Source organism: Yoonia sp. SDW83-1 (genome assembly GCF_046762885.1).
Lineage (GTDB): Bacteria > Pseudomonadota > Alphaproteobacteria > Rhodobacterales > Rhodobacteraceae > Yoonia.
In genome coordinates this window covers 1-26,097 of sequence record NZ_JBKQXO010000014.1, presented here as the reverse complement: position 1 = coordinate 26,097, position 26,097 = coordinate 1, and the positions used below count along the sequence as shown (strand labels likewise).

The window sequence follows — 26,097 nt, the reverse complement described above, 5'->3', positions numbered from 1 at the left end:
AAGTGGCCAGAAATTTTTGAACGTTTCCCGTGACTTCCACGTATCAAAGGTTAACTTGAGTGAAAGCTGTGCGGGCAGGCACTGTGGCGCGGCAAAGAAGAAACAGGGACGACATGATCATCACCAGTACCGATGGGCAGACGCAACTGCCACGCTATTTCGCGGCCGTGTTCGACAAAATCAAACATATGAAACGCGGGCGTGTGGACATCATCCTGCCGGATGGGCGGCATTTTCGCGCCGAAGGCCCTGACCCGGGTTTTGTTGCCGAGGTCCATGTCCATAACGACGATCTGTTTGCCCGCACCATCCGCGAGGGCGATCTTGGGTTCTGCGAGGCCTATATGGACGGATGGTGGTCCACCCCCGATCTGATGGCCTTTATGGATCTGGTTCATGATGATGCCGAGGACATGTATGACGGGTTTCCCGGTCAGTTCCTTGTCCGGTTTTACGAACAGATGCGGTTCTGGATGCAGCGTAATTCCAAGACCCAGGCCAAGAAGAACATCAGCTATCACTATGATCTTGGCAATGAATTCTACAGCCTGTGGCTGGATGATACGATGACCTATTCCTCAGCAAAGTTTGATACCGGTCAGCAAAGCCTGGAGGCCGCGCAGATCGAGAAATACAAGAGCATGGTCGATCAGATGGGCGCACAACCCGGCGATCACGTGCTTGAGATCGGCTGTGGCTGGGGTGGGTTTGCCGAATACGCCGCCAGAGAGCGCGGTCTAAAGGTGACCGGGCTGACCATCAGCCAGGAACAGCATGATTACGCCGTCAACCGCATCGCCAAGGCCGGATTGTCCGACATGGTCGAGATCAAGATGCAGGATTACCGCGATGAAACCGGCATCTATGACGGCATCGCCAGCATCGAAATGTTCGAGGCGGTGGGCGAAAAATATTGGCCTGTCTACTTTGATACCCTGCGTGAAAGATTGAAACCGGGCAAACACGCAACACTTCAGATCATCACGGTCGAGCATCGCCGCTGGCAGGTTTACAAGCGCGGCGTCGATTTCATCCAGAAGTACATCTTCCCCGGTGGCATGCTGCCTAGCCCGGTCGTTCTGCGCCAAGAGATTGAAAAGGCTGGATTAAAAGTGGCCCGGTCGATTGAATTCGGCGAGAGTTACAGCCAGACGCTACGCCGATGGCACGAAACCTTCAACGCCAAATGGGACGAGGTTGCCGCCCTTGGCTTTGATGAACGGTTCAAGCGTATGTGGAACTTTTATCTGACCTCTTGCGCGGGCACTTTTCATAGCGGAAACTGCGATGTAACGCAGATTACCGTGACACGCGCCCCATAAAGAAGGCCGTTCGCGGCCCGAATGAGGACGCAGTGACATGCCTACCGCTGGACGCCTTGCCGCCGCCTTGGCCTTTTTCATCTACGGCTGGTATATCGCCCTGCAGGCGACACCGTTCTTTCCAGAAGGAAACCTGCCAGGTTATGCCGTCCCGCTTTCTATCGGTGTCAGTATTCTGGTCGGCTGGATGGTGGTTGGCAGCCGGGCTGGGCGCGGTTACATCGCCGCCATCGGGAACGGGCTGACCGGCGCTGCCGCCTACACCTTGTGGATGGTTTTTCTAATCTCTTTCTATGACATGATCCGAAAATCGCTGCGCCGCCTTTATGACGGCCCGATGGATGCTATCGTCGATGTTTTTGCCCTGATGGTTGATCTGGGCCAGGATTTTTACGACATCAATCTGATTATCAATGTCGTCGTTGGCGGCATCATTTGCGCCCTGATCTCTGAGTATTTCGCCAAACGGTATCCCTGACCGATGGATCTGTTCGTCTACGGCACACTGATGTCGGCCACGCTGATGGAGGCGGTGGCGGGGCCGGGCAATCTGGAAGCGCGTAGCGCCACCCTGCGGGGCTATCGGCGTCACCCCCTTCGCGACAACGTCGTTCCCTTTATCGTCGCTGATGCCGGTGCGACGACGGACGGCACTCTTTGGACCGATCTGACTGATCAGCAGATCGCGCGTCTTGATGTTTATGAACGCGCGTTTGGCTATGAACTTTCGCCCGTCACGGTCGAGGTGGATGGAATGCCGGTGGCCGCGCAGACCTATCTGCCGACAACCCGGAATGCGCCGGGCCCCGGCGACTGGTCGCTGGAGACCTGGGAAGAGGGGCATCTGGCCCCGGCGGTTTTGGCGGCCGCAGAGCTTTTTTCGCATCGGCCTCTGCCGGATCATGGTGAATTGCGCGGCATGTGGCCGATGATCGAAAACCGGGCCTGGGCCAAACATCGGGCAGCGGCGGCACCTGCAACCGTGCGGCGTGCGATCAAGCCGGGTGATTTTCAGTTTGTCGCGCAACGCCCGCCGTTGGGATCGTTTTACCGCCTGCAAAGCCTTGATATCACGCATCAGCGGTTTGATCGCAAGCAGTCTCATGTTCTTGTCAGAGAGGCATTTCTGGGTGTCGATGCGGCCATGATACTGCCTTATGACCCGGCGCGGGACAGGGTGTTGCTGGTCGAGCAGGCCCGTCTGGGGCCCGCGGCACGTCAGGATCCGAACCCCTGGATGCTGGAACCTATTGCCGGGATCATCGACGCACGCGAAACACCGCAAGAGGCCGCGCGCCGCGAGATGATCGAAGAGGCAGGTGTTGAACCGCAGGAATTTTTGCCCGCAGGTCAGTATTATCCGTCGCCCGGGTCATCGACCGACTATTTCTATTGCTTTGTGGGTTTGTGCGATCTGCCCCGCACCCAAAGCTGGCTGGGTGGGCTGGAGCAGGAGAACGAGGATTTGCGGCTGCACCCGCTGTCGTTCGATCAGGCTATGACATTGGCCGAGAGCGGCGAGATCGCAACCGGCCCGCTGCATCATCTGCTCTATTGGCTGGCTTATCATCGGGACCGGTTGCGCGGCATGGCATGATCGCCGCGCCGGGTTGCGCGATCTCTTGATGTCGGTCGGACAGGGTCCTACACATATCAGGCGCAATGAAAGGCCCAGCCGATGACAATCCGAACCGATCTTGCCGACGCTGTCGGCAATACCCCCCTGATCAAACTGCGTGCCGCGTCCGAGGCGACGGGCTGCACCATTCTGGGAAAAGCCGAGTTCCTGAACCCAGGACAGTCGGTCAAGGACCGGGCCGCACTTTTCATGATCCGCGATGCCATCGCCAAGGGCACGCTGCGCCCGGGCGGCACGATTGTTGAGGGCACAGCCGGGAACACGGGCATCGGCCTTGCGCTGGTCGGTGCGTCGATGGGGTTCAAGACGGTGATCGTGATCCCGGAAACGCAGAGCCAGGAAAAGAAGGATATGTTGCGACTGGCGGGCGCAAAACTGGTCGAGGTGCCTGCAGCACCCTACCGCAATCCCAACAACTTCGTCCGCTATTCCGAGCGTTTGGCTAATGAATTGAACAAGACAGAGCCGAACGGTGCCATATGGGCCAATCAGTTTGACAATGTGGCCAACCGGCAGGCCCATATCGAAACCACCGGTCCCGAGATCTGGGAGCAGACAGGCGGCAAGGTGGATGGTTTCATCTGTGCCTGCGGATCAGGTGGCACGCTGACTGGTGTGGCAATGGCGCTCCAGGACAAGGGCGTCAAGATGGGCCTTGCCGACCCCGATGGCGCGGCACTTTATTCCTACTACACCACGGGTGAGTTGAAGATGGAGGGAAGTTCGATTTCGGAAGGGATTGGGCAGGCCCGTATCACCAAGAATCTGGAAGGGCTTAAGCCTGATTTTTGCTTTAATATCAGCGATCAAGAGGCCATTCCTATTATTTTTGATTTGTTGCAGAACGAAGGGCTATGCATGGGTGGTTCAACCGGCGTGAATATTGCCGGAGCGATACGCATGGCGCGCGAGATGGGGCCCGGACATACGATTGTCACGATCCTTTGCGACTACGGTACGCGGTATCAGTCCAAACTTTATAACCCTGACTTCATGCGCGAAAAAGGATTGCCGGTTCCTGAGTGGCTCGAAGCCCGGATTGATGTGCCGTCGGTGTTCGAAGAGGCATGATCCGCCCACTTTTCCTTGCGATTGCATTGCTGCTTTGGCCGTTGGCCGTCCATGCGCAGCAGGCAGATACGGCTGAGCCCGCGCCTGCTGAGCAGACTGGGCCCGAGGCCGAGGAAGCGGCACCAACCACCGAAGCTGCGCAAGCAGAGGAGCAGGCCCCTGAAATCGGGACCAGCGATCTGCCATCGGATGAACCTGCTTGGGAAAGACTGGCCTCGCGCGCCGAGGATCTGGCGCGTCGTGGCGATGCATCACGGTTTGCAATCAATCGCTTGCGGGCTGAACTGGTGTCATGGCGCGATGAATTCCTGTCGCGCACAACGATTAATGCGGGCCGGATTGCCACGGTGGAAGCGCAGATTGCCGCACTTGGCCCCGCGCCCGAAAGTGGCGAAGAGCCGGCTGCCATTGCGGACCGGCGCGCTGCGCTGCAATCCCAGTTGGATGATCTGACCGCGCCGCGTATTCTGGCCGAAGAAGCTCATGCAAGGGCGAATGGCCTGATTGGGGAATTCGATGCCCAGATCCTGCTGCGCGAAACATCTGAACTGACCAAGCGCGGCCCGTCACCGCTGAACCCGACCCACTTGGCGGCGGCTGGTCTGGCCTTGTGGGATGTGGTTCGGGTGACCAGTTCCGAGGTCGTTGCAGGTTTTCATCAGCAAACGGGTGATGGACGTCTGGCGGCCAACTTTCCCCGCGCGGGATTCTTTCTGGCGCTGGCGATCATACTGCTGGTATTTGCCCGCCGCTGGGTGACGAATTGGCGTATGCGCGCGGCCCAAGGCGAGGGGCGCCTGTTGCCGCTGTGGCTGTTCGTCTTATCCCTTGGGCAGATCATTGTGCCTGTCCTGGGCCTGATCGCCATGACCGCCGGGCTGGAGACGTTGAACGTGTTTGGCCTGCGTAGCGGGCATGTGGTTGATGCACTGCCGGTTGCGGGTTTTCTGGTGGTTTTTGCCTGGTGGCTGAGCCGCCACATCTTTCCGGTGGGCCAAAAACCCGGTTTTCTGGGTCAGGATGCCGCGACCCGTGCTGGCGGTCGCCGTTATGGTATCGCGATTGCCTGGGTTCTGGCGGTCGCCTTGCTGTTTGAGGCGGCATTGCAGACCATTGATACGGCCGAGGCAACACGCGCTGCGATGGTCTGGCCCATTCTGATCCTGCTGGGCGTTTTGCTGTGGCGTCTTGGTCGCAAGATCAAGCGCCTGCCGGAACCGATCGAGGGCGAGACCGTATCGCAAGGCCGCATGCGCGGCATCGTGGGCAAGGTTTGTACCGTGGTGGCAATTGTTGCGCCGGTGATTGCGGCAGTGGGTTATGACAATGCTGGTCGGGCGCTGATGGTGCCTTGGCTGGTCTCACTCGCGCTGATTGGTGTCATCCTGATCCTGCAGAGGATCGTCAATGATCTGAGCAACACCCGCGCCAAGGATGGGGCCGAGACGACAGGTGGGTCGCTGATACCCGTCGTGATCAGTTTTGCGCTTTATCTTGCGAGTCTGCCGATTTTTGCGCTGATCTGGGGCGCGCGCACCGATGATCTGCTGGAAATCTGGACCCGTTTCCGGGAAGGGTTTGCCATCGGCGAAAGCCGGATTTCACCCACCGATTTCCTGACCTTCGCACTGGTTTTTGCGGTCGGTTACCTGTTGACCCGTTTCATTCAGGGCACATTGCGCCGATCCGTCCTGCCGCGCACCCGGCTTGATCTGGGCGGGCAGAATGCCATCGTGGCAGGCTTTGGTTATGTGGGGATCATCCTTGCCGCCATCATCGCGATCACAAGTGCGGGCATTGATCTGTCCAATCTGGCGATTGTTGCCGGTGCGCTGTCGGTTGGCATCGGCTTTGGCCTGCAGAACATCGTGTCGAATTTCGTGTCGGGGATCATCCTGCTGATCGAACGCCCGGTCAGCGAAGGCGACTGGATCGAGGTTGGCGGGCAGATGGGCTATGTCCGGTCGATTTCGGTGCGTTCGACCCGGATCGAGACCTTTGACCGCACGGATGTCATTGTACCGAACGCCGATCTGGTGAGCGGGCAGGTGACCAACTGGACCCGCGGCAATCTGGTTGGTCGGGTGATTGTGCCGGTTGGCGTCGCGTATGGGTCGGACGTGGATAAGGTAACCGAAATCCTGAGGGGGATTGCCGAGGCGCATCCCATGGTCGTCATGACGCCGCCGCCGTCTGTGTTGTTTATGGGCTTTGGTGCGGACTCGCTGGATTTTGAAATCCGGGCGATCCTGCGTGATGTGAACTATGTCATCGTCACAAGGTCTGAAATGAACCATGAAATCGCCAAGAAGTTCGCCGAAGCGGGGATCGAGATACCGTTTGCGCAGCGCGACATCTGGCTGCGCAATCCCGAGGTGCTGAGGGGAGAGAAGGAATGAGTACGATTTTGTTTCGTGATGATGCCTATCTGCGCGAGGCACCGGCGACGGTCACTGCGATCACATCGGAAGGGGGAATCGTGCTGGACCAGACTGTTTTCTATCCCACCTCGGGCGGCCAACCGGGCGATAGCGGCACGTTGTCCTGGCAGGGCCGCAGAATGGAGATTGCGACGACCGTGAAGGGGCAGGGGGATGACGTGCTGCTGCTGCCTGCCGAACCTGCGCCGATGCCTGATGTTGGACAATTGGTCACACAAAAGCTGAATTGGGATCGCAGATACCGGCATATGCGCGTGCATACCGCGCTGCATCTGTTGTCGGTCGTTATTCCGCTGCCGGTGTCAGGCGGCGCGATCACTGCCGAAAAGGGCCGTCTCGATTTCGATATGCCGGACGCGCCGGAGGATAAGGCCGCACTGGAAGACGATCTGAACCGCCTGATCGCCTGCAACATGCATGTGACCGCGGAATGGATCACTGATGCGGAACTGGATGCCCAGCCGGATCTGGTCAAGACGATGTCCGTCCAACCGCCGCGCGGCACCGGCAAAATCCGCCTGATCCGTATCGGGGTCGGACCTGAGACCGCCGATCTGCAACCTTGCGGCGGCACCCATGTCGCCAATACCGAGGAGATCGGTAAGGTGCGATTGGGCAAGATCGAAAAGAAGGGCCGCCAGAACAGGCGCGTCTATCTGCATCTGGAGTAGTGGTGTGAGGTTCGCGATCATCCTTGGCTTTATGCTGACTTTCGGTGCCGCGGGTGCTTGGGCTGAAAACTACCTGGGCTGCGACAAGGACGAGGTGCGCATCATCAACGATGCCATGCGCAACGCCAAGGATTTGACGCTGAAGGCGGCCAGTACGGTGGGTGACACCCCTGAATATGAGCGCTGGTTCGGACCCTATTCCCAAGGCAATGCGGAAGCCGTGCGCGCGACGCTGAAATCGGTGGTTTCGGCCATACGGGGCGGTGGTGTGACCACCCAATGCGATGCCGTTGGTGTTGAGGGCTGTGATGCGGGCACCTATGCGTGGGTATATGCAGGCCAGCCTTACCGGATGTATCTGTGCCCGCCGTTTTTCAACCTGCCCCCGCTGACCGCCCTTGAGCCGGGAACTCGGCGCAGCGATAACGGGACCCGCGAAGGCACGCTGGTTCATGAGCTGACGCATTTCAACCGGATCGCAGGGACCGAGGATTATTGCTATTCCCGCAGCGAATGCGCCGAAATGGCGGACCGCAACCCGCGCCGCGCTGTCGATAACGCGGACAGCTATCAGTATTTCACCGAAGACGTGACCTATTACGCCCGCCAGCCGGTTGCCGGCAAACCGCCTGCGGCTGATCGGGAGAACTGAGCGTGTTTCGCATTGTCAGCATTGTTTCGGCAATCCTGTGTCTCGCGCTTTTCCCGCTATTGCTGCTGAATAGCGGGTTTTATGTGCAGTCTTATGGCGTTACGGCAGATGCCGGGGCTGATTTTCTGGGTCGTCGTGCCTCGCCCATGTTTCTGGGGCTGGCTGTGTTGCTCTGGATGGGGCGGGGGACCGGTGCCGGTGCTGCGCGGGATGCGATCTGCTATGGTATGGCTGCGATGTGGGCGGGCATTGCCGCCACGGGGATTTATGAGTTTTCGGTCGGCACGGCACAACCGATGATCGTCGCCGCAGCGGCGCTGGAACTTGTACTGGCCATCGGGTTTCTGATCGCGCGCAGCCGCTAGTCTGGCCGGACATCCTGACCAAACAAATCCCGTTCAATTGGCTGATCGAGCATCTTTTCCGATTCGGGCAAGCCTTCGCGGGATAGCAGAATAGCAAAGGGGCGCAGGTCCGGCACATGGCTGCACACAACCAGAAGCATCACCATGATGGGCACCGACAGGAACATACCCGGGATGCCCCAGACCGCCCCCCAGAACGCCAACGACAGGATAATCCCGAAGGATGACAGGCGCAGGGCACGCCCCATCAGCATGGGGTCGATGATACTGCCATTGACAAATTGGATCACCCCGGCGCTGGCAAAAATGGCAAGCGTGATGGTCGGGTCGCCCAGTTGGACATGGGCAATCAGCGCGATCAGCGCGGTCGCCACAATCGACCCGATATTGGGGATGAAATTCAGAACAAAGGTGATAATCCCGATGGACACGGCCAGTTCCAGCCCGAAAGCGCTGGCCAGCACGTAAATCATCGCCCCGGTAATGGCGCTGATGACGGTCTTGACCAGCAGGTAGTAGTTCACCCGATGGATAATCGACTGGATGATCTTGCCGACCCGTTCGGCCTGCGCCTGATCACCAACGAAATTGTGCAGCTTGGTTTGGAACCAGATGCGTTCTGCGAAGAGGAAGCCCACAAAGAGGATGACCAGAACGGTCGCCTGCGTCATCCCGCTGGCCTGACTGGCGGCAGTGCGCAGAGAGCTTGAAACATCGATGGATCGCAGGGCATTCTGGATCGCCAACTGGCTATCTTCGCCCAGCCAGCTGAACAACGACGCCACCGCAGACGGGGCGCGTTCGGTATAGGACAAGGTGGTGACCAGCACGGTGTTGACCTGCGCCAGGAGGATGGAGGTCAGCGAAATCAGGGCTGTGGCGATCAGCACCATGGCGGCGATACTGGCCAGCACGTTGGGGATCCGGAATGGCCCGATCCGCAGCCTTGCGATGGAATTGATCACATCGCTGGTCAGGCTGAACAGGATGATCGCGGTGGCCAGCGAAATCAGGATGAACCGGGCCTGCACCAGCAAGAACAGCACGACGGCAAATGCAATGATCACCAGCGCACCGGTCTGCAGGCGGGTTGCGTCATACCGCTTGTCCGTGGGGCCGGTCTTGGGTGGGTCGTGCAACATCTGGGCTTACTCGTTTCCTGTCATCCCTCGGTTATAGGGCGTGGTTTGCCACAGAGTAAACGCCGGTCACAAACATATGTGCGGGGGTCTTGCAAAAGGGTGGCGGTTGAGGCTAAACCGCACGCCACGGACAGGTGGCCGAGTGGTCGAAGGCGCACGCCTGGAAAGTGTGTAGGCGGGAGACCGTCTCCAGGGTTCGAATCCCTGTCTGTCCGCCAATTTCTTGCTCAATGATCACGATGTTGCTGCCATTCATGTGCAGCGGTGTGTGATGGTCATGTGCGATTTATTTGGCGCTGCGCATCGCAGGCCAGGGCTGAGAGCAGGCCAGTCAACCGCGTATAGTTGCTTGGCCGTCGTCCAATTTGGATCAGATCATCACCACGAACCCAACTACGTCTCGAATCAAAATGCGCGGTGAAAACTGCTCCGGAATCGCGGGTAGGTGGCAGAGGATCGCTTTAGAAACTAGTTCGCCGAAGATGAAGGATCGGCCGGGTGATTTTGCGTTGTTTAGGACCAAGTTGGTTGCGTCGATTGCGTATCATGCAGGTGACGTCGACGCGAAACCGAAATTAGTCAATATGTTAGCGAAGATGAGGTGCGTACCTCAGAAAGTTCTGGACCTGAGGTGCGTACCTCAAATATCGTGAGTGCATGTCGCGATTCGTGCGCGGGTCCGCGGCAGAAACATGGGAGGATTTAATGACCTATTCAAAACTGGCGGGAGCCAGCGCATTCGCGATTGCCGTTTCGGGAGCCGCTTCAGCGGTGCAGGCCGAAGATCTGACACTGTGCTGGGCCGCATGGGATCCGGCAAACGCACTTGTCGAGCTTTCGAAGGATTTTGAGGCGCAGTCCGGGCACACCATGAACTTCGAATTTGTGCCTTGGCCCAATTTCGCGGACCGGATGCTGAACGAACTGAACTCCGGCGGGAAGCTCTGTGACCTTCTTATCGGCGACAGCCAGTGGATTGGCGGCGGGGCCGAAAACGGACATTACGTCAAGCTGAACGACTTCTTTGATACTGAAGGCATCTCGATGGACGATTTCGCCCCGGCGACTGTTTATGCCTACTCAACTTGGCCAAAGGGCACGCCGAATTACTATGCATTGCCAGCGATGGGCGACGCAAATGGCTGGTTTTACCGCAAGGACTGGTTCGAACGTGAAGATATCCAAGCGGCCTATATGGAAGCGACCGGTGAGGAACTTCGCGAGCCGCAGTCGCAGCGCGAGTTGCTGCAGATTGCCCAGTTTTTCCAGGGGCGCGAGATTGACGGCAAGACCGTCTATGGCGCCGCGATCTTTACCGAGCGCGGCTCTGAAGGGATCACGATGGGTGCGACCGGTGCGCTGTATACCTGGGGCTTCAAGTATGAGAACGAGCCTGGGTCATACGACATGGAAGGCGCTGTAAACTCTGCTGAAGCCGTTGAAGCCTTGGAGTTTTACAAGGAGTTCTACGAGACAGCGACACCTCCGGGCTATACCAACGCGTATATGGGTGAATCGCTGGATGCGTTCAAATCCGGTCAGGTCGCCCTGGCGATGAACTGGTTTGCCTTCTTCCCGGGCCTGTACGCCGACCCGACGACGGGTGGTGACAAGATCGACTTTTTCGTGAACCCGCCCCAGAATATTGCGGCGTCCACATTGGGAGGGCAGGGGATCTCGGTCGTCAGCTATTCGGAAAAGCAGGACGCTGCGCTTGAGTATATCAAGTGGTTCGCTGACCCTGCCGTTCAGGCCAAATGGTGGGAGCTTGGCGGTTACTCTGCCCATAACGCCGTGTTGAACGACCCGGGCTTCGTCGAAAGCCAGCCTTTCGCCGGGGATTTTCTGGTCGCCATGGAGGGTGTTCAGGACTTCTGGCAGGAGCCAGCTTATGCGGAACTTCTTCTGGCCATGCAAAAGCGCGTTCACGATTATGTCGTGGCCGATCAGGGCACTGCACAAGAGGCCCTTGATAAGCTGATCGAGGACTGGACCGAAGTCTTTGAAGACGAAGGCAAGCTGTAAGCCAATCCACCAATGGGCGTCGGGACTTCGGTCCCGACGCATCACCCAACCGACAGGCCAGACAAATGTCCGACAAGACAGCAGATCGCGTTGCCGCTGCAACGCCAACTCATGTTGCGCGCAAAATTAGGGGTTTATCCGATCGGGCCATCGCCTGGATCTTTGTTGCTCCGACGATTTTCCTGCTGCTCGCCGTCAACATTTTTCCACTGATCTGGACCGTTCGGCTGAGTTTTACAGACTACAAGGCCAACCGGATCAACCGCGAGCCGGAATGGATCGGCCTTCGCAATTATGAGCGGATTCTGACGGATAGCGATATTTGGCTGAACATGCAGGCCACGGCGCATTTCCTGTTCTGGACAATCTTCTTTCAGGTGCTAATCGGCTTCACGCTGGCCTGGCTCATCAACAAGAAATTCAAGGGCAATGACCTGTGGACCACGATTATCGTGCTGCCGATGATGCTGTCGCCCGCCGTTGTCGGCAATTTCTGGAAGTTCCTCTATCAGCCGCAAATCGGGCTATTCAACTACATCATCGCCTTTTTCACCGGGAAGGATCCATCAAGCTTTGAGATGCTGGGGTCGGTTGACCTCGCGCCTTGGTCCATCGTCATCGTGGATACGTGGATGTGGACACCTTTCGTGATGCTGATCTGTCTGGCCGGGCTGCGCAGCATTCCCGATTACATCTATGAGGCGGCAGAGATCGACCGCGCCTCCAAATTCCGGCAGTTCTTTACGATTACGATCCCTATGGTGTTGCCCTTCTTGATGCTGGCGGTTCTGTTTCGCGGGATCGAGAACTTCAAAATGTTTGATCTTGTGGTGCAGCTTACGGGGGGCGGGCCCGGATCGACGACCGAACTGACGTCAATCAACCTCAAACGCGAAGCCTTTGAAAAATGGCGCACCGGTTACGCGTCAGCCTACGCGATCATCCTGTTTGTTACCGTCTTCGGCCTCGCCAGTATTTACGTGAAAGCCCTGAACAAGGTGAAAGAGAGATGAGCAGCTTTTCCATCACCGAGCCGTCAAATCGAACCAAATGGTTCGCAGGTACGCTGGTAATCGCCTATGCGCTGATCACGATGATCCCGCTCGTCTGGATCGGCCTGACTGGTTTCAAGAGCCCAGCTGACGCCATCAGCTATCCGCCGAAATACATCATCGGCAGTGACAGTGAAGCCGGGTTTCAGCCAACGCTCGAAGGTTATGTGAACCTGTTCACAACGCGCACGCGGCAGACCGAGGAATTTCTTGCCAATAACCCACCCGAAAACTGGGCCGACGAGATTGTGCGTCAGTACGACATGGTCATTGTTGGGCCTTCAAAGTTTGGGGAACGGTTCCTGAACTCAGTGATTATCGGTTTCGGTTCGACGTTTCTATCCGTCTTTCTGGGAACGCTTGCCGCTTATGCCTTTAGCCGATTCAAAATCCCGCTCGCCGATGATTTGCTGTTCTTCATCCTGTCGACGCGCATGATGCCGCCTATCGCTGTCGCGATCCCGATCTTCCTGATGTACCGAAACCTGGGTCTGTCAGACACCCATCTTGGGATGATCCTGCTTTATACGGCGGTCAATATCTCGTTGGCGGTTTGGCTTCTTAAAGGGTTCATTGACGAAATCCCCCGCGAATACGAAGAGGCTGCGCTGATTGACGGCTACACACGCTTTCAGGCCTTTTACAAAGTTGTCCTGCCCCAGGCGGCCACCGGCATCGCATCAACCGCCATCTTTTGTCTGATCTTTGCCTGGAACGAATATGCTTTCGCCGTACTCCTGACCACGGCCAATGCCCAGACGGCGCCGCCGTTCATTCCAACAATCATCGGCATCGGCGGTCTCGACTGGCCTGCTATTGCCGCTGGTGTCACGATCTTCGTCTTGCCGGTCATGATCTTCACCATCCTTCTGCGCAAACACCTGCTGCGCGGGATCACATTCGGAGCGGTTCGCAAATGAGCAACTTTTTCAACGGCCTTCTTCGCCTGCGCCGCGGACCGTGGGAGATGCTGGCGACCATCATCATCGCGGTCGGGGTCTTCATGCTGATGCAGCCCTTCGTGATCTGGGCGTTCACCTATTCGTTCATCGTCACACTTGTCGGTACGGTGATGTTCATCATCGTCAGCCACTTCCCGGAGTAAGCATGGCCCAGATCGTCATCAAGAACCTGAAGAAGCAGTTCGGCGATTTCACCGCTGTTCGCGAAAGCAGCTTTACGATCGAAGACGGGGAGTTCTTCATGCTGCTTGGTCCGTCGGGTTGTGGCAAGACAACGACCTTGCGGATGATCGCGGGGTTGGAGCTTCCGACCTCGGGCGAGATCTACCTCGATGGTGAAGAGATTTCACAGCGACCACCATCCGAACGGGACATCGCCTTCGTCTTCCAGATGTTTGCGCTTTATCCGCATATGAACGTCTACAAGAATATCAGCTACCCGCTGGTTTCTCAGGGTATGTCACGCGCTGCCGTACGGGACAAAGTGAATGAAGTTGCCAAGATCCTTGGTATCGAAGATATCCTGAAACGCCCTGTTGGTGGGCTGTCCGGTGGCGACCGACAGCGTGTGGCGCTTGGTCGTGCGATTGTGCGTGAACCCAAGGCATTCATGATGGATGAGCCGCTGGGCGCGCTGGATGCTGAGTTTCGTGAACATATGGCCGAGGAATTGCGCGCCTTGCATGACCGGATGGGCGCAACCACGGTTTACGTAACCCATGATCAGTTGGAAGCCATGCAGATGGGCGACAAAATCGTGGTGATGAACAATGCCGTGGTGGAACAGTTCGGCACGCCACAGGAGATCTACGACAAACCAGCGACGATGTTCGTGGCGGATTTCATCGGTTCTCCGTCGATGAATTTCCTCCCTTTCCATGGCAAGGTGGGCGATGGTGCAACCAATGTCGCGATGCAAAACGCAGACTTTACCATCCCCCGGACGCGTGAGCCGTTCGAAGGGGACCTTGCCTTTGGCGTGCGGCCCGAACATATCAAAATCTCTGACGCGGCGCCGTTCCGGGCAGAGATTTTGGCCACCGAATACCTAGGCACAACCCAGATCGTAACGCTGCAAACTGCTGCGGGCAGCGTCAAGGCTCGCATATCAGCGCAAAAACCGGCCAGGGCAGGCGATAAGGTGGGGCTCGAGTTCAACCCCGCAACCGTTACCCTGTTCGACCGCCAATCTGGCCGCGCCTTGCGATCCGAACTGAATGAGGGCGTGCTCCATGGCTGAAGTTGTGCTCAAGAATGTCTCTAAATCCTTCGGTAAGACCGTTGCCGTTGATGATGTATCAATGACTATTGAGAACGGCGCATTTGTCGTTCTATTGGGGCCAACGGGTGCCGGGAAAACAACCACCTTGCGCCTGATTTCGGGGCTGGAAAAGCTGGATGCAGGCAGCGTCCATATTGGTGGCCGCGACGTCGGTTCGGAAACGCCCGCGCAGCGTGATGTGGCGATGGTGTTCCAGCAATACTCACTTTATCCGCACTTGACCGTGCGCGACAATCTGGCTTTTCCGCTGCGCTCTCCGGTCTTGAAGACGCCCGAGGATGAGATCGCCAGACGGGTCGAACAAATTGCGGAAACTCTTCAGATCCCGCACAAGCTCAACAACAAGGCAACCGAGCTTTCAGGCGGCGAAATGCAGCGTGTTTCCATTGGGCGGGCGCTTGTAAGGGATCCGTCAATTTACCTGATGGACGAACCGCTCAGTTCGCTTGACGCCAAATTGCGCGCGGACCTTCGGGTGGAACTCAAACGCATCCATGCCGAACTCGGCTCAACCCTGCTTTACGTGACGCATGACCAGATCGAAGCAATGACCATGGCGACCCATGTTGGCGTACTAGAAGAGGGGCGATTGGTGCAATATGGCACGCCCAAGGAAATCTATGAGGATCCGACAAGTGTTTATGTCGCCAGCCGCCTTGGTTCGCCGCGCATCAACATCCTTCCGTCTTCGATCTTTCCTGGCGATCACAAGGGCCCGCAGATCGGTTTGCGGCCGGAAAGCATACGACATGGCAGCGGGGTTGAAGCAAAGGTGCTGCGTTCAGAACATCTGGGCGACCAGACCCGGCTTCATCTGGAGGTCAGCGGCCATGCCATCACCACGCTGATCGACCCGCATGACGATTATGCCGCCAACTCAATCATCAATATCAGCCCGCAGAACCCGCTGTATTTCGACGCGTCGGGCGCACGGGTCGTTTAAGGGAGGAAGACAATGGCACAATTCATAAACGCCAAGGAAAACCTGGTTGCAGAGGCCATCGACGGGCTGCTTGCCGCGTCCGGCGGCACCTTGTCCCGCCTCGACGGTTATCCGCATATCAAGGTTGTGTTCCGGTCTGATTGGGACAAATCGAAAGTTGCGTTGGTTTCGGGCGGCGGCTCGGGGCATGAACCATCCCATGCCGGGTTCGTTGGAAAAGGTATGTTGACCGCAGCCGTTTGTGGCGAAGTCTTCGCATCGCCCTCCGTTGAAGCGGTGCTGGCCGGCATCCTCGCCGTCACAGGCGAGGCGGGGTGCCTTTTGATCGTAAAGAACTACACCGGCGACCGGCTCAATTTCGGCCTAGCCGCCGAACGCGCGCGCGCGCTGGGGCGCAAGGTGGAGATGGTCGTGGTTGACGATGACATCGCCCTGCCTGACCTTCCCCAGCCTCGCGGTGTGGCCGGGACCTTGTTTGTCCATAAGATCGCAGGCGCTCTGGCCGAGGGCGGCGCAAGCCTCGAAGACGTGACCAAGGCCGCCAAGTCGGTGATTGGCAAGGTGGTCTCGATCGGGATGAGTCTGGATACCTGCACCATCCCCGGCTCCACCAAGGAAGACCGTATCGGGCCGGGCAAGGCTGAACTCGGCCTTGGTATCCATGGCGAACCGGGTGCCGAACAGGTCGTGTTCAGTGATGCATCCGCCGCGATGAATACCGTTGTTGAAAAGCTGAAGGACCACGCGCCGGGCACGGACAATATCGCCTTGATCAACAATCTGGGCTCGACCACACCGTTGGAGATGTCGGTCCTGACCCATGCATTGACACAATCGGGCATCGTCAACCGCGTGATTGGACCTGCGCCGCTGATGACCTCGCTCAACATGCACGGTTTCTCCGTCTCAATTATGAACGCAACGAAAGCCGAACATGACGCTCTCGCAGCACCGGTCGAAATGTCGGCTTGGCCGGGAATGGCCAACGTCGCCGCGCCCGTTGTCGTCGGGTTGCCAGACGGCCTGACACCTATTGAGCCGATCCCGTCAAAGAACGCCAAGGTCCGAGAGGTTATCGACAAGGTAACGGACCTGCTGATTTCGGCTGAGGCGCAGTTGAACCAGCTAGATGCCAAGTCTGGTGACGGGGATACCGGCAGCACCTTAGCGACAGCGGCAACGGCCTTGAAAGCCCGCCTCGACAAGATGCCTCTGGCCGACCTGACGCAGTTTTTCCCGGCGCTTGGTAACGAGTTGAGTCAGACAATGGGTGGGTCGTCCGGCGTGATCCTTGCAATATTCTTTAATGCGGCCGGTGACGCATGTGCCAATGGTACATCGGTGCAAAAGGCACTCGTCGATGGTCTGAACCGCGTTAGTCAGGTCGGTGGCGCAAAGGTTGGTGACCGGACCATGATCGATGCGCTTGCCCCAGCACTGGAAGCCCTGCCGAATGGCATCCAGATGGCGGCGGCTGCAGCCCGCAAAGGTGCAGACAGTACCGCGCTGATTCATCGTGCACGGGCAGGACGGGCCGCGTATGTCCCGGAGGAAAATCTGAAAGGGCACAACGATCCGGGCGCCGAAGCTGTGGCGCTCTTGTTTGATGCCCTTGCAAAGGAAATGGTGGACTAAACTGAACAAACATCGTCCCAGCGCCATCGCGAAACCAACTGTCAATGACATTGCCCGCGTCGCTGGGGTCAGCCTTGCGACGGTCGACCGTGTGCTGAATGAACGTCCGGGCGTGCGCTCGGTCACGATCAAGAAAGTCCGCAAGGCTATCGAAGACTTGGGTTACATCCGTGATACGGCAGCGGCCAACCTGGCCCGACGGCGGGTGTATAACTTCTTGTTTGTCCTACCAGATACGCAGAATGAATTTGTTCTGGACCTGCGCACCCAAATCCACGAACTGACGGAAAAAATCGCCAATGACCGCACAAAGCTGACCCTGGCACTCGCTGCCGCTTTCGACCCGCAGGATTTCGTAAATGTCCTTGACGAAATCGACCCGCGTGAGACGGACGGCGTCGCGATCTTCGGCCCAGAGACACCGTCCGTCCGTGACGCGATCAACCGCCTGCGCGACAAGGGTATCGCAGTCGTCACTTTGGTCTCTGACTTGCCTTCTTCTGAACGCGACCATTTCGTGGGCATCGACAACGTATCAGCAGGACGCACCGCAGCGCAGTTAATGGGGCGTTTCATCAAGAAGCCGGGGAAGATACTCTTCATAACCGGCTCGCGTTTTGCCCGTGATCACCTGGAGCGTCGGCAGGGTTTCGATCTGGTCATGGCGGAGGAATTCGAGAATCTCGAGGTCATCGCGTCGGTCGAGGGCAAAGACGACCCTGAAATCATGTATTCATTGCTTCCGGAGTTATTTGAGAACCATGAAGATGTCCGCGGCATCTATTCCAGCGCCGCCGGAAATGAAGGCCTGATGCGCTTTCTGAGAGAGCAGGGTGGTGCCAGCGATATTGTCGTGATTGGTCACGAATTGACCAGTCTTAGTAGGGATGCGCTGAACGACGGCTACTTCGATGCGGTTATCAGTCAGGATGGCGGTCACCTTGTGCGTTCTTGTGCCCGACTGCTGCGTTCGACCGTCGATAATGTGCCGCATAACCCGGCACAAGAACGCATTCGTATCGACATCTATTTAAAAGAGAACATGCCGGCGTATGTGATCAATCCCGTCCTCTCGAAATCGATGTCGTGGAAGGGGTAGCGCTGCCTAGAGATCGGCTGACACCTGCAGCCCCTTTCGTAGCCATGAGTACAACGAGAGCTTTTGGCTCAGGCTGGAGCAATATCTGTCATCTGAATTGGACGATAACAGTCGCATTTTGACGCGTTCGATCCCATTGGAGTACGACCCCTTCAATTCATAAGCCCTGAGGGCATGCCACGCTGCCGCGCGACCGGGGAGCTGAAAACTCGCTGCAAATGCCCAATGCAGGTTCAGCCGAACTCTTACAAAGCGGACAAACTTGCCTTACAGTTGCTCTACTCGAAGGTCTGCTTGGATCAGTTTTCAGTGAGGTGACAGACCCGTTGCAATCATCAAGTGATGTTCCTGATGGTGGGCTCCAATTGTCATAGCACCAAAAAATCCGAGACCCAACAATTGGCTTCGTTCTGCGTCGTCGGTCGCAGTTATCGTCATCGTGGCACCATTGGAGATCAGCCCAGAAACTACTGACCATCCAGTATTTGCTGCCAACATAGGACTGTGAGCGGCCACCATTATTTGAATCGAAGCAGCAACATCAGGATCGCCAGTTATTGTGAAGATTACGCTGGTACCCTCTTCTTCGACAGCCACCGCTGAACGTGTTGTTACATTGTCCATGTCAACCAGATGATCTCGCAACGCTTGGATATCGACACGTTCCCAGTTCGTGGCAGGATCATCCCGAAAAACCGCTACAATCTCTGCAATTGAAGCAAACTGAGCTTGGCCTGTTTCAGCGACAACTGAACCACCATGGTTGCCGTGAGAATGCTATGCCAGTGCAGGTGCTGCACTCAGCATCAATACTGCGATCGTTTTGATGATCATCATCCAGGTCTCCTTCAATTGGGAAAGAAGTAGTCGATCAACACCGCTTCAGATATGATCTGGGTCATATGACTAATGATCTATTTTCCAATCTACCAGACACCGCCATTCGACTGATCTCGACTTCGACGGATGACGTGTTGTTCCGACAGGCCGAGCCGACGACGGGTCTTTACCGCGTTCAACGAGGTTGTGCGACGCTGCGCAGAACTACCGTGGCAGGTGATACGCTGACTCTGCACCGTGCAACCCCTGGTGATCTCTTCGCTGAAGCGTCGGTGTTCTCGGATTAATATCATTGCGACGCCATATGCACCGTCGGTGGTAATGTTCAGCACATCTCCAAAGCGGCAACGTTGGACCGACTATCAAAGGACCAGGACTTTGCACTGGCTTTCATGGCATTGCTTGCAAGGCAGGTACAAAGCTATCGGTTCCTACTGGAAATCACCGCAATCAAGTCTGCCGAGGAACGTGTTCTGGCGGCTGTGTCAGCGGGATATCTTGATAGTGCAGTGACGGAGTTTGCAACCCGCATTCATTTGACGCATGAAGCCTGCTATCGGGCACTGCGCACCCTTTGCAATCAAGGGCGTCTTACGCAGGTGGGCCGTGGTCAATACCAGCTAATGGATCAACCAGATCGCCCATAGCCCCAGCCCAACGATCACGTCATAGACGACACAAGCGGGCACATACCACTTTGGCATTCTAACGTTGAATAGCGGGGTGTGATGCAAGAAATCCCAAACAGCATGACCGATGTATCCCAGTGGCAGCAACATTGGGGCGTCGAATAACGCCCATACAGCAAACATCACGAAGGTGATGGCAACTAAGCTTTCAGTAGCAATACGAGATATCTTGCCATCGTTGACCGCAAATCCAATATACACGCCTGCAATCAACGTCAGCACCAGGGCGGCAAGTGCGTGAGACACATCAATAGGGAGCACCAAGTGAACAGCCAGTGACCCCAGTCCGATCACGCTCCATGCGGGGATCGCATGCGTCGCCAGTATGTGGGTGTCGGTATCACTCATGAGGTGGATTGCGGCTGGCTTGTGCTTCTTGTTCACGCTCTGGCCATGTGGACCGAATGAAAGCAAGAATATCCCAAGTCTCGTCGTCGGTAATGATGCCCTCGAAAGCGGGCATCCCACTGTTGAAATCCGTCATGCCACGAGCAGCAAGTGCGCCTCGACCCCCTAGCATTGTGTATTCGAACAGCAGAGCATTATCGTGATGCCAAGTGTGGCCCGTTGCATCATGAGGCGGGGCTGGCAGAACACCATCATCGTTTGGTGATCGCCAGTTCGGTTGACCCTCTAAGTTCGTTCCATGGCACGATGCACATTGCTGCCGGTAGAGCCGTTCCCCTGCGACGATATCACGATCCAGTAGCTCATGATCTGCAAATGCAGGAGCCGCAATCACCAAAGCAATACCAGCAAGCGACCTCATGCCACGTTCACCCAGGTCCGCATTCCGCCAACTGCATGGCTGAGCATATGCCAATGCAGCATCCATCGGCCAGGATTGTCGAAGACGCAGATGATGTCTCGGCTTTCGCCTGCGTCCACCAATGTAGTGTCCCGAAGGTCGCCCAATGATCCATCATCGGCCACTTCGCAGAAGTGGTGCCCGTGCAGGTGAATACCGTGTGGAAATGATGTGTCGTTGACCATGGTCATTCGCACAGTTTCTCCCCGTTCAAATGATCCGAATGGTTCTGACTGGAGATCGGACACATTGTTGAATGCCCAGATGTTGTCGCCCGCCACGACGCCCACCCATCGCACCACCCATCATCGTCAACGCCAGGTGCTGCGTTGGCTCATTAGGTGTCGGCAGGTCATTTGCCATAAGGGGCAAGATGGGGCTTTCTTGCCGTTCAATATTGGTTCCGTCGATTTCGATATCGGCCAGTCTGTATGGACTTTGCCGTGTGGGCATGTCCAAACTGACAGGGCCAGTCACATCTACGATTAGGTCGGCACGTTGTGCGGGTGCCAAAATAACCTCTTCTAACGTCTTTGGTTGCGACAATGGCATCCCATCCAAAGCAACAACCATTCCTTCGGCACCGTTGAGTGTCAGTGGGAAAATCCGATTGGTCGCTGTGTTGATCAGCCGTAGTCTAATGCGATCACCAATACGGACTGAGGATTGCGACAGGAACGCCCGCGCAAAGTTGCCCATGTATCCTGCGTGTGCCACCGAATGCATATCCGTGAACTCGTCGGTGAGCCGACTATTTTCCTCCATCCGCCAATCAGCTAGGATCGCGGCGATGTCGTGGTCAACGTCAGGCGGCGTTTCTTCCTCGACGATGAGAGAGCCGACCATGCCCCGTGCCACCTGCTCATGAGAAATGTAGTGCGAGTGGTACCAGTAAGTGCCAGCGTCAGGCGGCACAAAGCTGTAAGTCTTGGCGTCGTTCGGGTTGATCAAGTCTTGAGTCAACACTGGCACACCGTCCATACGGTTTTCCAACCGAATACCATGCCAGTGAACCGCTGTGCCTTCATTCAATCCGTTCTCCACGTCGATAGAAACACGCTGTCCACGGGGCACTCGGATTGCTGGACCTGGCATCGATCCGTTAAACCCGGGCATCTTGGTCGTTCCATCCCCTTCAGGCAGCACCTTTGCGGTCACGGCTTCGGCCCGAAGAACTATGCGCTCTCGCCCTGCCAGGGTTTGTTGCGGCTACAGTGCGAATGCGGACGCTGAAGCCAAAAATTGTCTTCTGTTCATAGCATACCTCATGCTGGCAATGTCAGGACTGATGTTAGCACGGCGGTGATGAAAAGGACCGCAACAACGACCATCCATTCGAATGATATCGATTTGGCAAGATGCTGAGCAGCGGCCTGATCACCCATTGTCAATTTGGGAATGAACCGCGATTTATTGGCGGCTGCGAGGGCAAGTAATGCCGCGACAAAGAGAGCTTTGAGGATAAGGGCTTGTCCGTAGTTGCCGCCAAATAGCGCAGACAGTGATCCCACCAATTCATAACTCATATATCCACCTGCGACGATCAGCAGCGGAACAAAGACCGATGCCATCTTGCCAAAGCGATGTCCGAGGTCTGCTGCTTCCATTGTCCTATCGCCATCCAAAGCAGTTCTACGCAGCGGAGAAAGAATGCCGATCCATATGATGATACGTTAGAGGGCCGTCGTGGCGATGATGTTCTCGAGGGTGGTGCCGGGGCAGATGACCTTATAGGTGGCGACGGCAACGACACGGCCAGTTATCAAGAGTCGACCGGCGCGGTAAGCGTTAATCTTGATCTCGGTGTCGGTCTTGTCGGCGATGCAGTTGGTGACACCTTCACAGACATCTAAAACCTCGCCGGTGGTTTGAATGGTGATACTCTCATCGGCGACGCTGGCTCGAATATCATATGGGGTCTGGGCGGTCACGATAACATCGATGGCGGTGCGGGTGACGACACGCTGGAGGGTGGTGCCGGGAACGACATTCTGACCGGTGGTGCCGGCGCTGATAGCCTTGATGGGGGCACCGGCTTCGATACCGCGAGCTATGCAGAATCCGTAGCGGGCGTCGATGTTGACCTACGGATTGGACAAGCGACTGGTGGAGACGCCGAAGGTGACACGCTGGCTAATGTTGAGGCCGTCATCGGTTCGGACTATGCGGACACTCTGGGCGGTAATGATGCTGCCAATACGCTTTCTGGTGGAAATGGTGTTGATCTCTTACAGGGCGGTTTGGGCAATGACACGCTTTATGGCAGTGACAGCTCTACTCCATCCGATGGTGCCGTAGATACGTTCCTCTTCTCAGCCGGCGACGGGAACGACACCGTCGTTGGCTTCGAAGACGGCATCGATCAAGTCGCATTCAAGGGTAGTCTTACATACGGGCACGTGACGGTTGATTACGGCGGTGGGGATACGATCCAGCTGCGAGACGCAGCAGGTCTGATCGGCGAAGACGACTTTGTGTTCAACTATGTCTGATGGTTTACGCGGCACTCAGACAGATCAGAGTAAACTGTCCGTCGTCAGGGTTTTTGGCACCAATGGCGGCCTAAACTAAGAGAGGGGTTGGTCTATGCAAGACCTATGAATGGCCGGTATGGCGACTTCCACCGCGAAGCAGCGGTGAGGGTGCTGCACCTGCGAGCGAATGCTGCGTCAGCAATAGCTGCGAGTGCGCAAGGCGGCTTTGTCCCGCAAACTTACCGGTTCATGCACGATGCGGCGAAGGTCTGCTATGGCCCCTGCCCCAGTCTCATCAATAGAAAATGCTAAGTGATTGTTTTCATTGCACGCACAGTCTCAGCACTAGAGAACTCCGACAGTCACTGTCGGAGTACGTAATAAATGAGACTGAATCTTTGAGACTCGTCTCCCCTTGAAATCAACGGCTTACTGTTTCGGCAGTTTTCACCAGCTCATCCGACCTTGATGCTCTTTTGACGTTGGGCAAGCGCGTTGAGCCAGTTCTGCAAGGCATCAAACTCCCGATCTATGTCATCCGGTGTCGGTGCTACTGGGTTCAAGGCATCTGATGCTTTGTGCAGCAGCTCAGAGCAAACTCCGTAATGTTGGCGCATCGTTGTCGCATCTGCTTCCGTTATCGCTGAGAGCTTTGCAAAGCCTTTGGTGTCCACCTTCGAGGAAAAAGTTCTCAATACCGGCGAAACAGCATCTTCTATGGCGGTTTGCGGAAGCGTCCAGATCGTGCTGCGAGCGCTCGCAGCGCGATTTACGCTGCAGCAGCGTAGGTATAATTGCGACTAGGCAGCGGGCAAAGCCGTCACTCAATAATGAAGAGCCTGGAAAACTATTTCATAGTACAGCTTGAAAGACTCAAACTGAGGTATCAATCATAAATCCCCGCGTCTTTGAAACGCGGGGGTATAGGGTGTCGCCCTCAGGCAAGAACACGAAACTGCTAGTGCGTGACTGAATCCAAATCCACTGCAGGTACTTCGTATTCGTGGATGTAATTCACGATGCTTCGCGCGTCATCAGCAGCTACGGTATAGGCGTCCAATGATCCCGCCGCATTTGCCTCTTCGCTTTCAAACACGGCATCGTAGACATTCACAACCGTTGGCACCCAGCTGCCATCTTCTTGCAAGACCAGAACTTCGGCTGTGACGTCCTGATAGGTGTCCTCGCGGCTATAGGTAAAGTCGGAGTAATCGATATCCGAATAGATCACCGATCCGACTGTCTGCGTGTTCACGCCAAGGAACGCATTGAGGTAGGCGATCTCATCCGACGTGAAAACACCGGTCTTGTCGGTTGCAGCAGCAAGGAACACGGCTGACGCTGCCAAATCCTCATCGGTCATTTGTCCATCAACGAGAAAATCAAACTCTGTTCCGGGCAGATCGTCCACGCCGGGGATCGTGCCGGTTGTGATAATCGCCGTATAAATCGCCAAATTCTCGAGTGGCGAGTCGATTGTTTTGGTCACACCATCAAGGGTAAAGACCAGACGGCCCGCAGCGTCCGTGGTAAGATCTGTGGCATTCAACATCAGGTCAATGACTTCGTGAGCCCGGTTATCAAGAACCGACACCGGCGCGCGGCTGACGTTCAGTCGACCAAGTTCGACCTCCTGTGTCAGGCTTTCATCCAGCGGATGGCCGTCTTCGTCCAGCGCGATGGGATTGCCGTCAGCATCCAAGGGTTGCACCCAGCCTTCTGCAGTCAGGATCGGAACACCGTTGGCATCACGTGCAATAATAAAGAGGTCGCCATACAAATCGCCCTTCGTGGTGCCTGACGTATCTGGCTGACCACCGCCAGCACCATCTTTGCCGCCAGGTTCGCCCGCCCAGTCTGGCCGGTCAGAGTCTTCATCTACGCTTGCCCCGGCCATATCAAGAATGATGTCAGAGAACGTCGGACCACTGCCGCTGCCGCCAGATTGACCACCGTCAGATGGCACTTGTGGATCAGCCGATACCGCAGCGTTGCCAGAGCCAGAATTGCCGCTTTGTGATCCGGATGCCGCATTTGTTCCGCCTTGGGCAGCCCCCCCCGACGACTGCGTGCTTGGTGTCGTTGATGACGTCGAGTCCGCATTATTATCGGTCCCTCCGGAATTCTCGCCTTGGTTTTGGTTGCTATTTCCGCCGCCGCGGTCACTCCCGCGGTCACTCCCGCCGCCACTGTCGTTTCCACCGCCGCCGCTATTCCCGCCACCGCCTTGGCCTTGGGCCTGTGCCGAGGAGGGCACAAAATCATCCAGCATGATCGGTGCGGTAGTCAGCATCAGTGCCGCAACACCGCACAGAGTGATCGTTTTTGTAAAGACACCTGAATTTGTAAGAATATTCATTGGTTCTCTCCTGATTTGTTGTTTGGCGTGGATCAGATGGATCACCGCCTCCACATCTGGCCAACTACTTCGGACCGATACTCAATTCTTGGTGATACAAATCTCTGATTAGGGCAGATCAACATATTCCAATTGACGAATATCAATTCGTGATCGCAAGAAATGGAATTCTTCTGAAACGAGGGCGTATGGCCCGAGGCATGCCTAGGCTTTCGATCATGCCCTTTTGGGGTCATCTTGGTAGCCACACAGCACCAGCGCGCGGTCTATAGCGTCAAGATCGGCTTTCAGGGCGTCTGCTGCCTTGAGAGCGACCTTGTGCTGGCCCGCTATCTCGCCGCGCTTCTTAATCAGCCCGTGTATTGTGTTTTGCATGTCCACATTATGGATTCACAGCCTTGTTTTTATAAGGTGTGTTGTTGGTGCGTTTGATACATAAGGCCGGGATTGTCCGCTGACCTGCCAATCCGCCGCAAAATCCGATGTCCGGTTCGGGCTGGCACCAGTCATCCGACCAAAACCGTCAGATGTCGGCAGAGAGCCCATTGCGGAGGTGGCTTAGTCGCGCTGCGTGCGCTCGCAGCATGAAAACTTCCTGCGTTGTCGCGAATTCATTGCTGCATCGC

General features: G+C 56.5%; 27 protein-coding genes and 1 tRNA gene. 20 read left to right on the top strand and 8 right to left on the bottom strand.

Annotated features, from left to right (window positions below):
- Positions 1-113 precede the first annotated feature (113 nt).
- From ACFWW4_RS17195 to ACFWW4_RS17160, 8 genes are all read left to right on the top strand, one after another.
- Entirely contained in the window at positions 114-1,322 is a 1,209-nt protein-coding gene (locus ACFWW4_RS17195; RefSeq protein WP_411891991.1) for a class I SAM-dependent methyltransferase, read from the top strand.
- Between the two features lie 37 nt (positions 1,323-1,359).
- Complete coding sequence (locus ACFWW4_RS17190; RefSeq protein ID WP_411891990.1) at positions 1,360-1,800, top strand: TrgA family protein; 441 nt, start codon at positions 1,360-1,362, stop codon at positions 1,798-1,800.
- Between the two features lie 3 nt (positions 1,801-1,803).
- On the top strand, positions 1,804-2,919 hold the full coding sequence (locus tag ACFWW4_RS17185) for a gamma-glutamylcyclotransferase (RefSeq protein WP_411891989.1): 1,116 nt from the start codon (positions 1,804-1,806) through the stop codon (positions 2,917-2,919).
- A gap of 81 nt (positions 2,920-3,000) precedes the next feature.
- A complete protein-coding gene (locus ACFWW4_RS17180; RefSeq protein ID WP_411891988.1) occupies positions 3,001-4,032 on the top strand; it encodes a cysteine synthase A in 1,032 nt (343 codons plus the stop codon).
- The gene (locus ACFWW4_RS17175; protein ID WP_411891987.1) at positions 4,029-6,431 is read left to right on the top strand and encodes a DUF3772 domain-containing protein; all 2,403 of its coding nucleotides are present in this window, start codon (positions 4,029-4,031) and stop codon (positions 6,429-6,431) included. Before ACFWW4_RS17180 ends, ACFWW4_RS17175 begins: the two co-directional genes overlap by 4 nt.
- Entirely contained in the window at positions 6,428-7,144 is a 717-nt protein-coding gene (locus ACFWW4_RS17170; protein WP_411891986.1) for an alanyl-tRNA editing protein, read from the top strand. The genes ACFWW4_RS17175 and ACFWW4_RS17170 overlap by 4 nt, the downstream gene beginning before the upstream one ends.
- 4 nt (positions 7,145-7,148) lie before the next feature.
- Positions 7,149-7,796 (top strand): M35 family metallo-endopeptidase, encoded by a 648-nt coding sequence (locus ACFWW4_RS17165; RefSeq protein WP_411891985.1) that lies wholly within the window; start codon positions 7,149-7,151, stop codon positions 7,794-7,796.
- A gap of 2 nt (positions 7,797-7,798) precedes the next feature.
- The gene (locus tag ACFWW4_RS17160; RefSeq protein WP_411891984.1) at positions 7,799-8,161 is read left to right on the top strand and encodes a hypothetical protein; all 363 of its coding nucleotides are present in this window, start codon (positions 7,799-7,801) and stop codon (positions 8,159-8,161) included.
- Here ACFWW4_RS17160 and ACFWW4_RS17155 read toward each other — a convergent pair.
- Positions 8,158-9,303, bottom strand: a complete 1,146-nt coding sequence (locus tag ACFWW4_RS17155; RefSeq protein WP_411891983.1) for an AI-2E family transporter — start codon at positions 9,301-9,303, stop codon at positions 8,158-8,160. The genes ACFWW4_RS17160 and ACFWW4_RS17155 overlap by 4 nt on opposite strands.
- A gap of 128 nt (positions 9,304-9,431) precedes the next feature.
- Between ACFWW4_RS17155 and ACFWW4_RS17150 the strand changes: the two genes are divergently transcribed.
- The 9 genes from ACFWW4_RS17150 to ACFWW4_RS17110 all read left to right on the top strand — a co-directional run bounded on the left by ACFWW4_RS17150 (position 9,432) and on the right by ACFWW4_RS17110 (position 18,301).
- A tRNA-Ser gene (locus ACFWW4_RS17150) sits at positions 9,432-9,521 on the top strand.
- Between the two features lie 487 nt (positions 9,522-10,008).
- Positions 10,009-11,328, top strand: coding sequence for an ABC transporter substrate-binding protein (locus tag ACFWW4_RS17145; RefSeq protein WP_393932453.1), 1,320 nt, complete (start codon positions 10,009-10,011; stop codon positions 11,326-11,328).
- Positions 11,329-11,393: 65 nt separating this feature from the next.
- A complete protein-coding gene (locus ACFWW4_RS17140; RefSeq protein ID WP_393932455.1) occupies positions 11,394-12,341 on the top strand; it encodes a carbohydrate ABC transporter permease in 948 nt (315 codons plus the stop codon).
- Positions 12,338-13,300: a carbohydrate ABC transporter permease gene (locus ACFWW4_RS17135; protein ID WP_411891982.1), complete on the top strand. Its 963-nt coding sequence runs from the start codon at positions 12,338-12,340 to the stop codon at positions 13,298-13,300. The genes ACFWW4_RS17140 and ACFWW4_RS17135 overlap by 4 nt, the downstream gene beginning before the upstream one ends.
- On the top strand, positions 13,297-13,485 hold the full coding sequence (locus tag ACFWW4_RS17130; RefSeq protein ID WP_393932459.1) for a hypothetical protein: 189 nt from the start codon (positions 13,297-13,299) through the stop codon (positions 13,483-13,485). Before ACFWW4_RS17135 ends, ACFWW4_RS17130 begins: the two co-directional genes overlap by 4 nt.
- Before the next feature lie 2 nt (positions 13,486-13,487).
- On the top strand, positions 13,488-14,582 hold the full coding sequence (locus ACFWW4_RS17125; RefSeq protein ID WP_411891981.1) for an ABC transporter ATP-binding protein: 1,095 nt from the start codon (positions 13,488-13,490) through the stop codon (positions 14,580-14,582).
- Positions 14,575-15,567 (top strand): ABC transporter ATP-binding protein, encoded by a 993-nt coding sequence (locus tag ACFWW4_RS17120; RefSeq protein ID WP_411891980.1) that lies wholly within the window; start codon positions 14,575-14,577, stop codon positions 15,565-15,567. Before ACFWW4_RS17125 ends, ACFWW4_RS17120 begins: the two co-directional genes overlap by 8 nt.
- Before the next feature lie 12 nt (positions 15,568-15,579).
- Positions 15,580-17,202 carry a dihydroxyacetone kinase subunit DhaK gene (locus tag ACFWW4_RS17115; RefSeq protein WP_411891979.1) on the top strand — a complete coding sequence of 541 codons (1,623 nt, stop codon included), beginning with the start codon at positions 15,580-15,582 and terminating at the stop codon, positions 17,200-17,202.
- A complete protein-coding gene (locus tag ACFWW4_RS17110) occupies positions 17,174-18,301 on the top strand; it encodes a LacI family DNA-binding transcriptional regulator (RefSeq protein ID WP_411892059.1) in 1,128 nt (375 codons plus the stop codon). Before ACFWW4_RS17115 ends, ACFWW4_RS17110 begins: the two co-directional genes overlap by 29 nt.
- 306 nt (positions 18,302-18,607) lie before the next feature.
- Here the strand turns inward: ACFWW4_RS17110 and ACFWW4_RS17105 are convergent, their stop codons facing one another.
- Entirely contained in the window at positions 18,608-18,925 is a 318-nt protein-coding gene (locus ACFWW4_RS17105; protein ID WP_411891978.1) for a hypothetical protein, read from the bottom strand.
- A 278-nt stretch (positions 18,926-19,203) separates the two neighbouring features.
- On the opposite strand from ACFWW4_RS17105, the gene ACFWW4_RS17100 reads away from it, so the two are divergent.
- Entirely contained in the window at positions 19,204-19,428 is a 225-nt protein-coding gene (locus ACFWW4_RS17100; RefSeq protein WP_411891977.1) for a cyclic nucleotide-binding domain-containing protein, read from the top strand.
- 333 nt (positions 19,429-19,761) lie between these two features.
- Here ACFWW4_RS17100 and ACFWW4_RS17095 read toward each other — a convergent pair whose 3' ends face one another.
- The 5 genes from ACFWW4_RS17095 to ACFWW4_RS17075 form a co-directional block, all read right to left on the bottom strand.
- The gene (locus ACFWW4_RS17095) at positions 19,762-20,178 is read right to left on the bottom strand and encodes a hypothetical protein (RefSeq protein WP_411891976.1); all 417 of its coding nucleotides are present in this window, start codon (positions 20,176-20,178) and stop codon (positions 19,762-19,764) included.
- The gene (locus ACFWW4_RS17090; RefSeq protein ID WP_411891975.1) at positions 20,171-20,599 is read right to left on the bottom strand and encodes a c-type cytochrome; all 429 of its coding nucleotides are present in this window, start codon (positions 20,597-20,599) and stop codon (positions 20,171-20,173) included. The genes ACFWW4_RS17095 and ACFWW4_RS17090 overlap by 8 nt, the downstream gene beginning before the upstream one ends.
- The gene (locus ACFWW4_RS17085) at positions 20,596-20,829 is read right to left on the bottom strand and encodes a multicopper oxidase domain-containing protein (protein WP_411891974.1); all 234 of its coding nucleotides are present in this window, start codon (positions 20,827-20,829) and stop codon (positions 20,596-20,598) included. Before ACFWW4_RS17085 ends, ACFWW4_RS17090 begins: the two co-directional genes overlap by 4 nt.
- A gap of 19 nt (positions 20,830-20,848) precedes the next feature.
- Entirely contained in the window at positions 20,849-21,733 is an 885-nt protein-coding gene (locus ACFWW4_RS17080; RefSeq protein WP_411892058.1) for a multicopper oxidase family protein, read from the bottom strand.
- 170 nt (positions 21,734-21,903) lie between these two features.
- Positions 21,904-22,245 (bottom strand): CopD family protein, encoded by a 342-nt coding sequence (locus tag ACFWW4_RS17075; protein ID WP_411891973.1) that lies wholly within the window; start codon positions 22,243-22,245, stop codon positions 21,904-21,906.
- Here ACFWW4_RS17075 and ACFWW4_RS17070 point away from each other — a divergent pair.
- Positions 22,222-22,491 carry a hypothetical protein gene (locus ACFWW4_RS17070; RefSeq protein WP_411891972.1) on the top strand — a complete coding sequence of 90 codons (270 nt, stop codon included), beginning with the start codon at positions 22,222-22,224 and terminating at the stop codon, positions 22,489-22,491. The genes ACFWW4_RS17075 and ACFWW4_RS17070 overlap by 24 nt on opposite strands.
- Positions 22,492-22,506: 15 nt before the next feature.
- Entirely contained in the window at positions 22,507-23,130 is a 624-nt protein-coding gene (locus ACFWW4_RS17065; RefSeq protein ID WP_411891971.1) for a calcium-binding protein, read from the top strand.
- Between the two features lie 940 nt (positions 23,131-24,070).
- Here the strand turns inward: ACFWW4_RS17065 and ACFWW4_RS17060 are convergent.
- Positions 24,071-25,471, bottom strand: a complete 1,401-nt coding sequence (locus ACFWW4_RS17060; RefSeq protein ID WP_411891970.1) for a hypothetical protein — start codon at positions 25,469-25,471, stop codon at positions 24,071-24,073.
- Between the last annotated feature and the right edge of the window lie 626 nt (positions 25,472-26,097).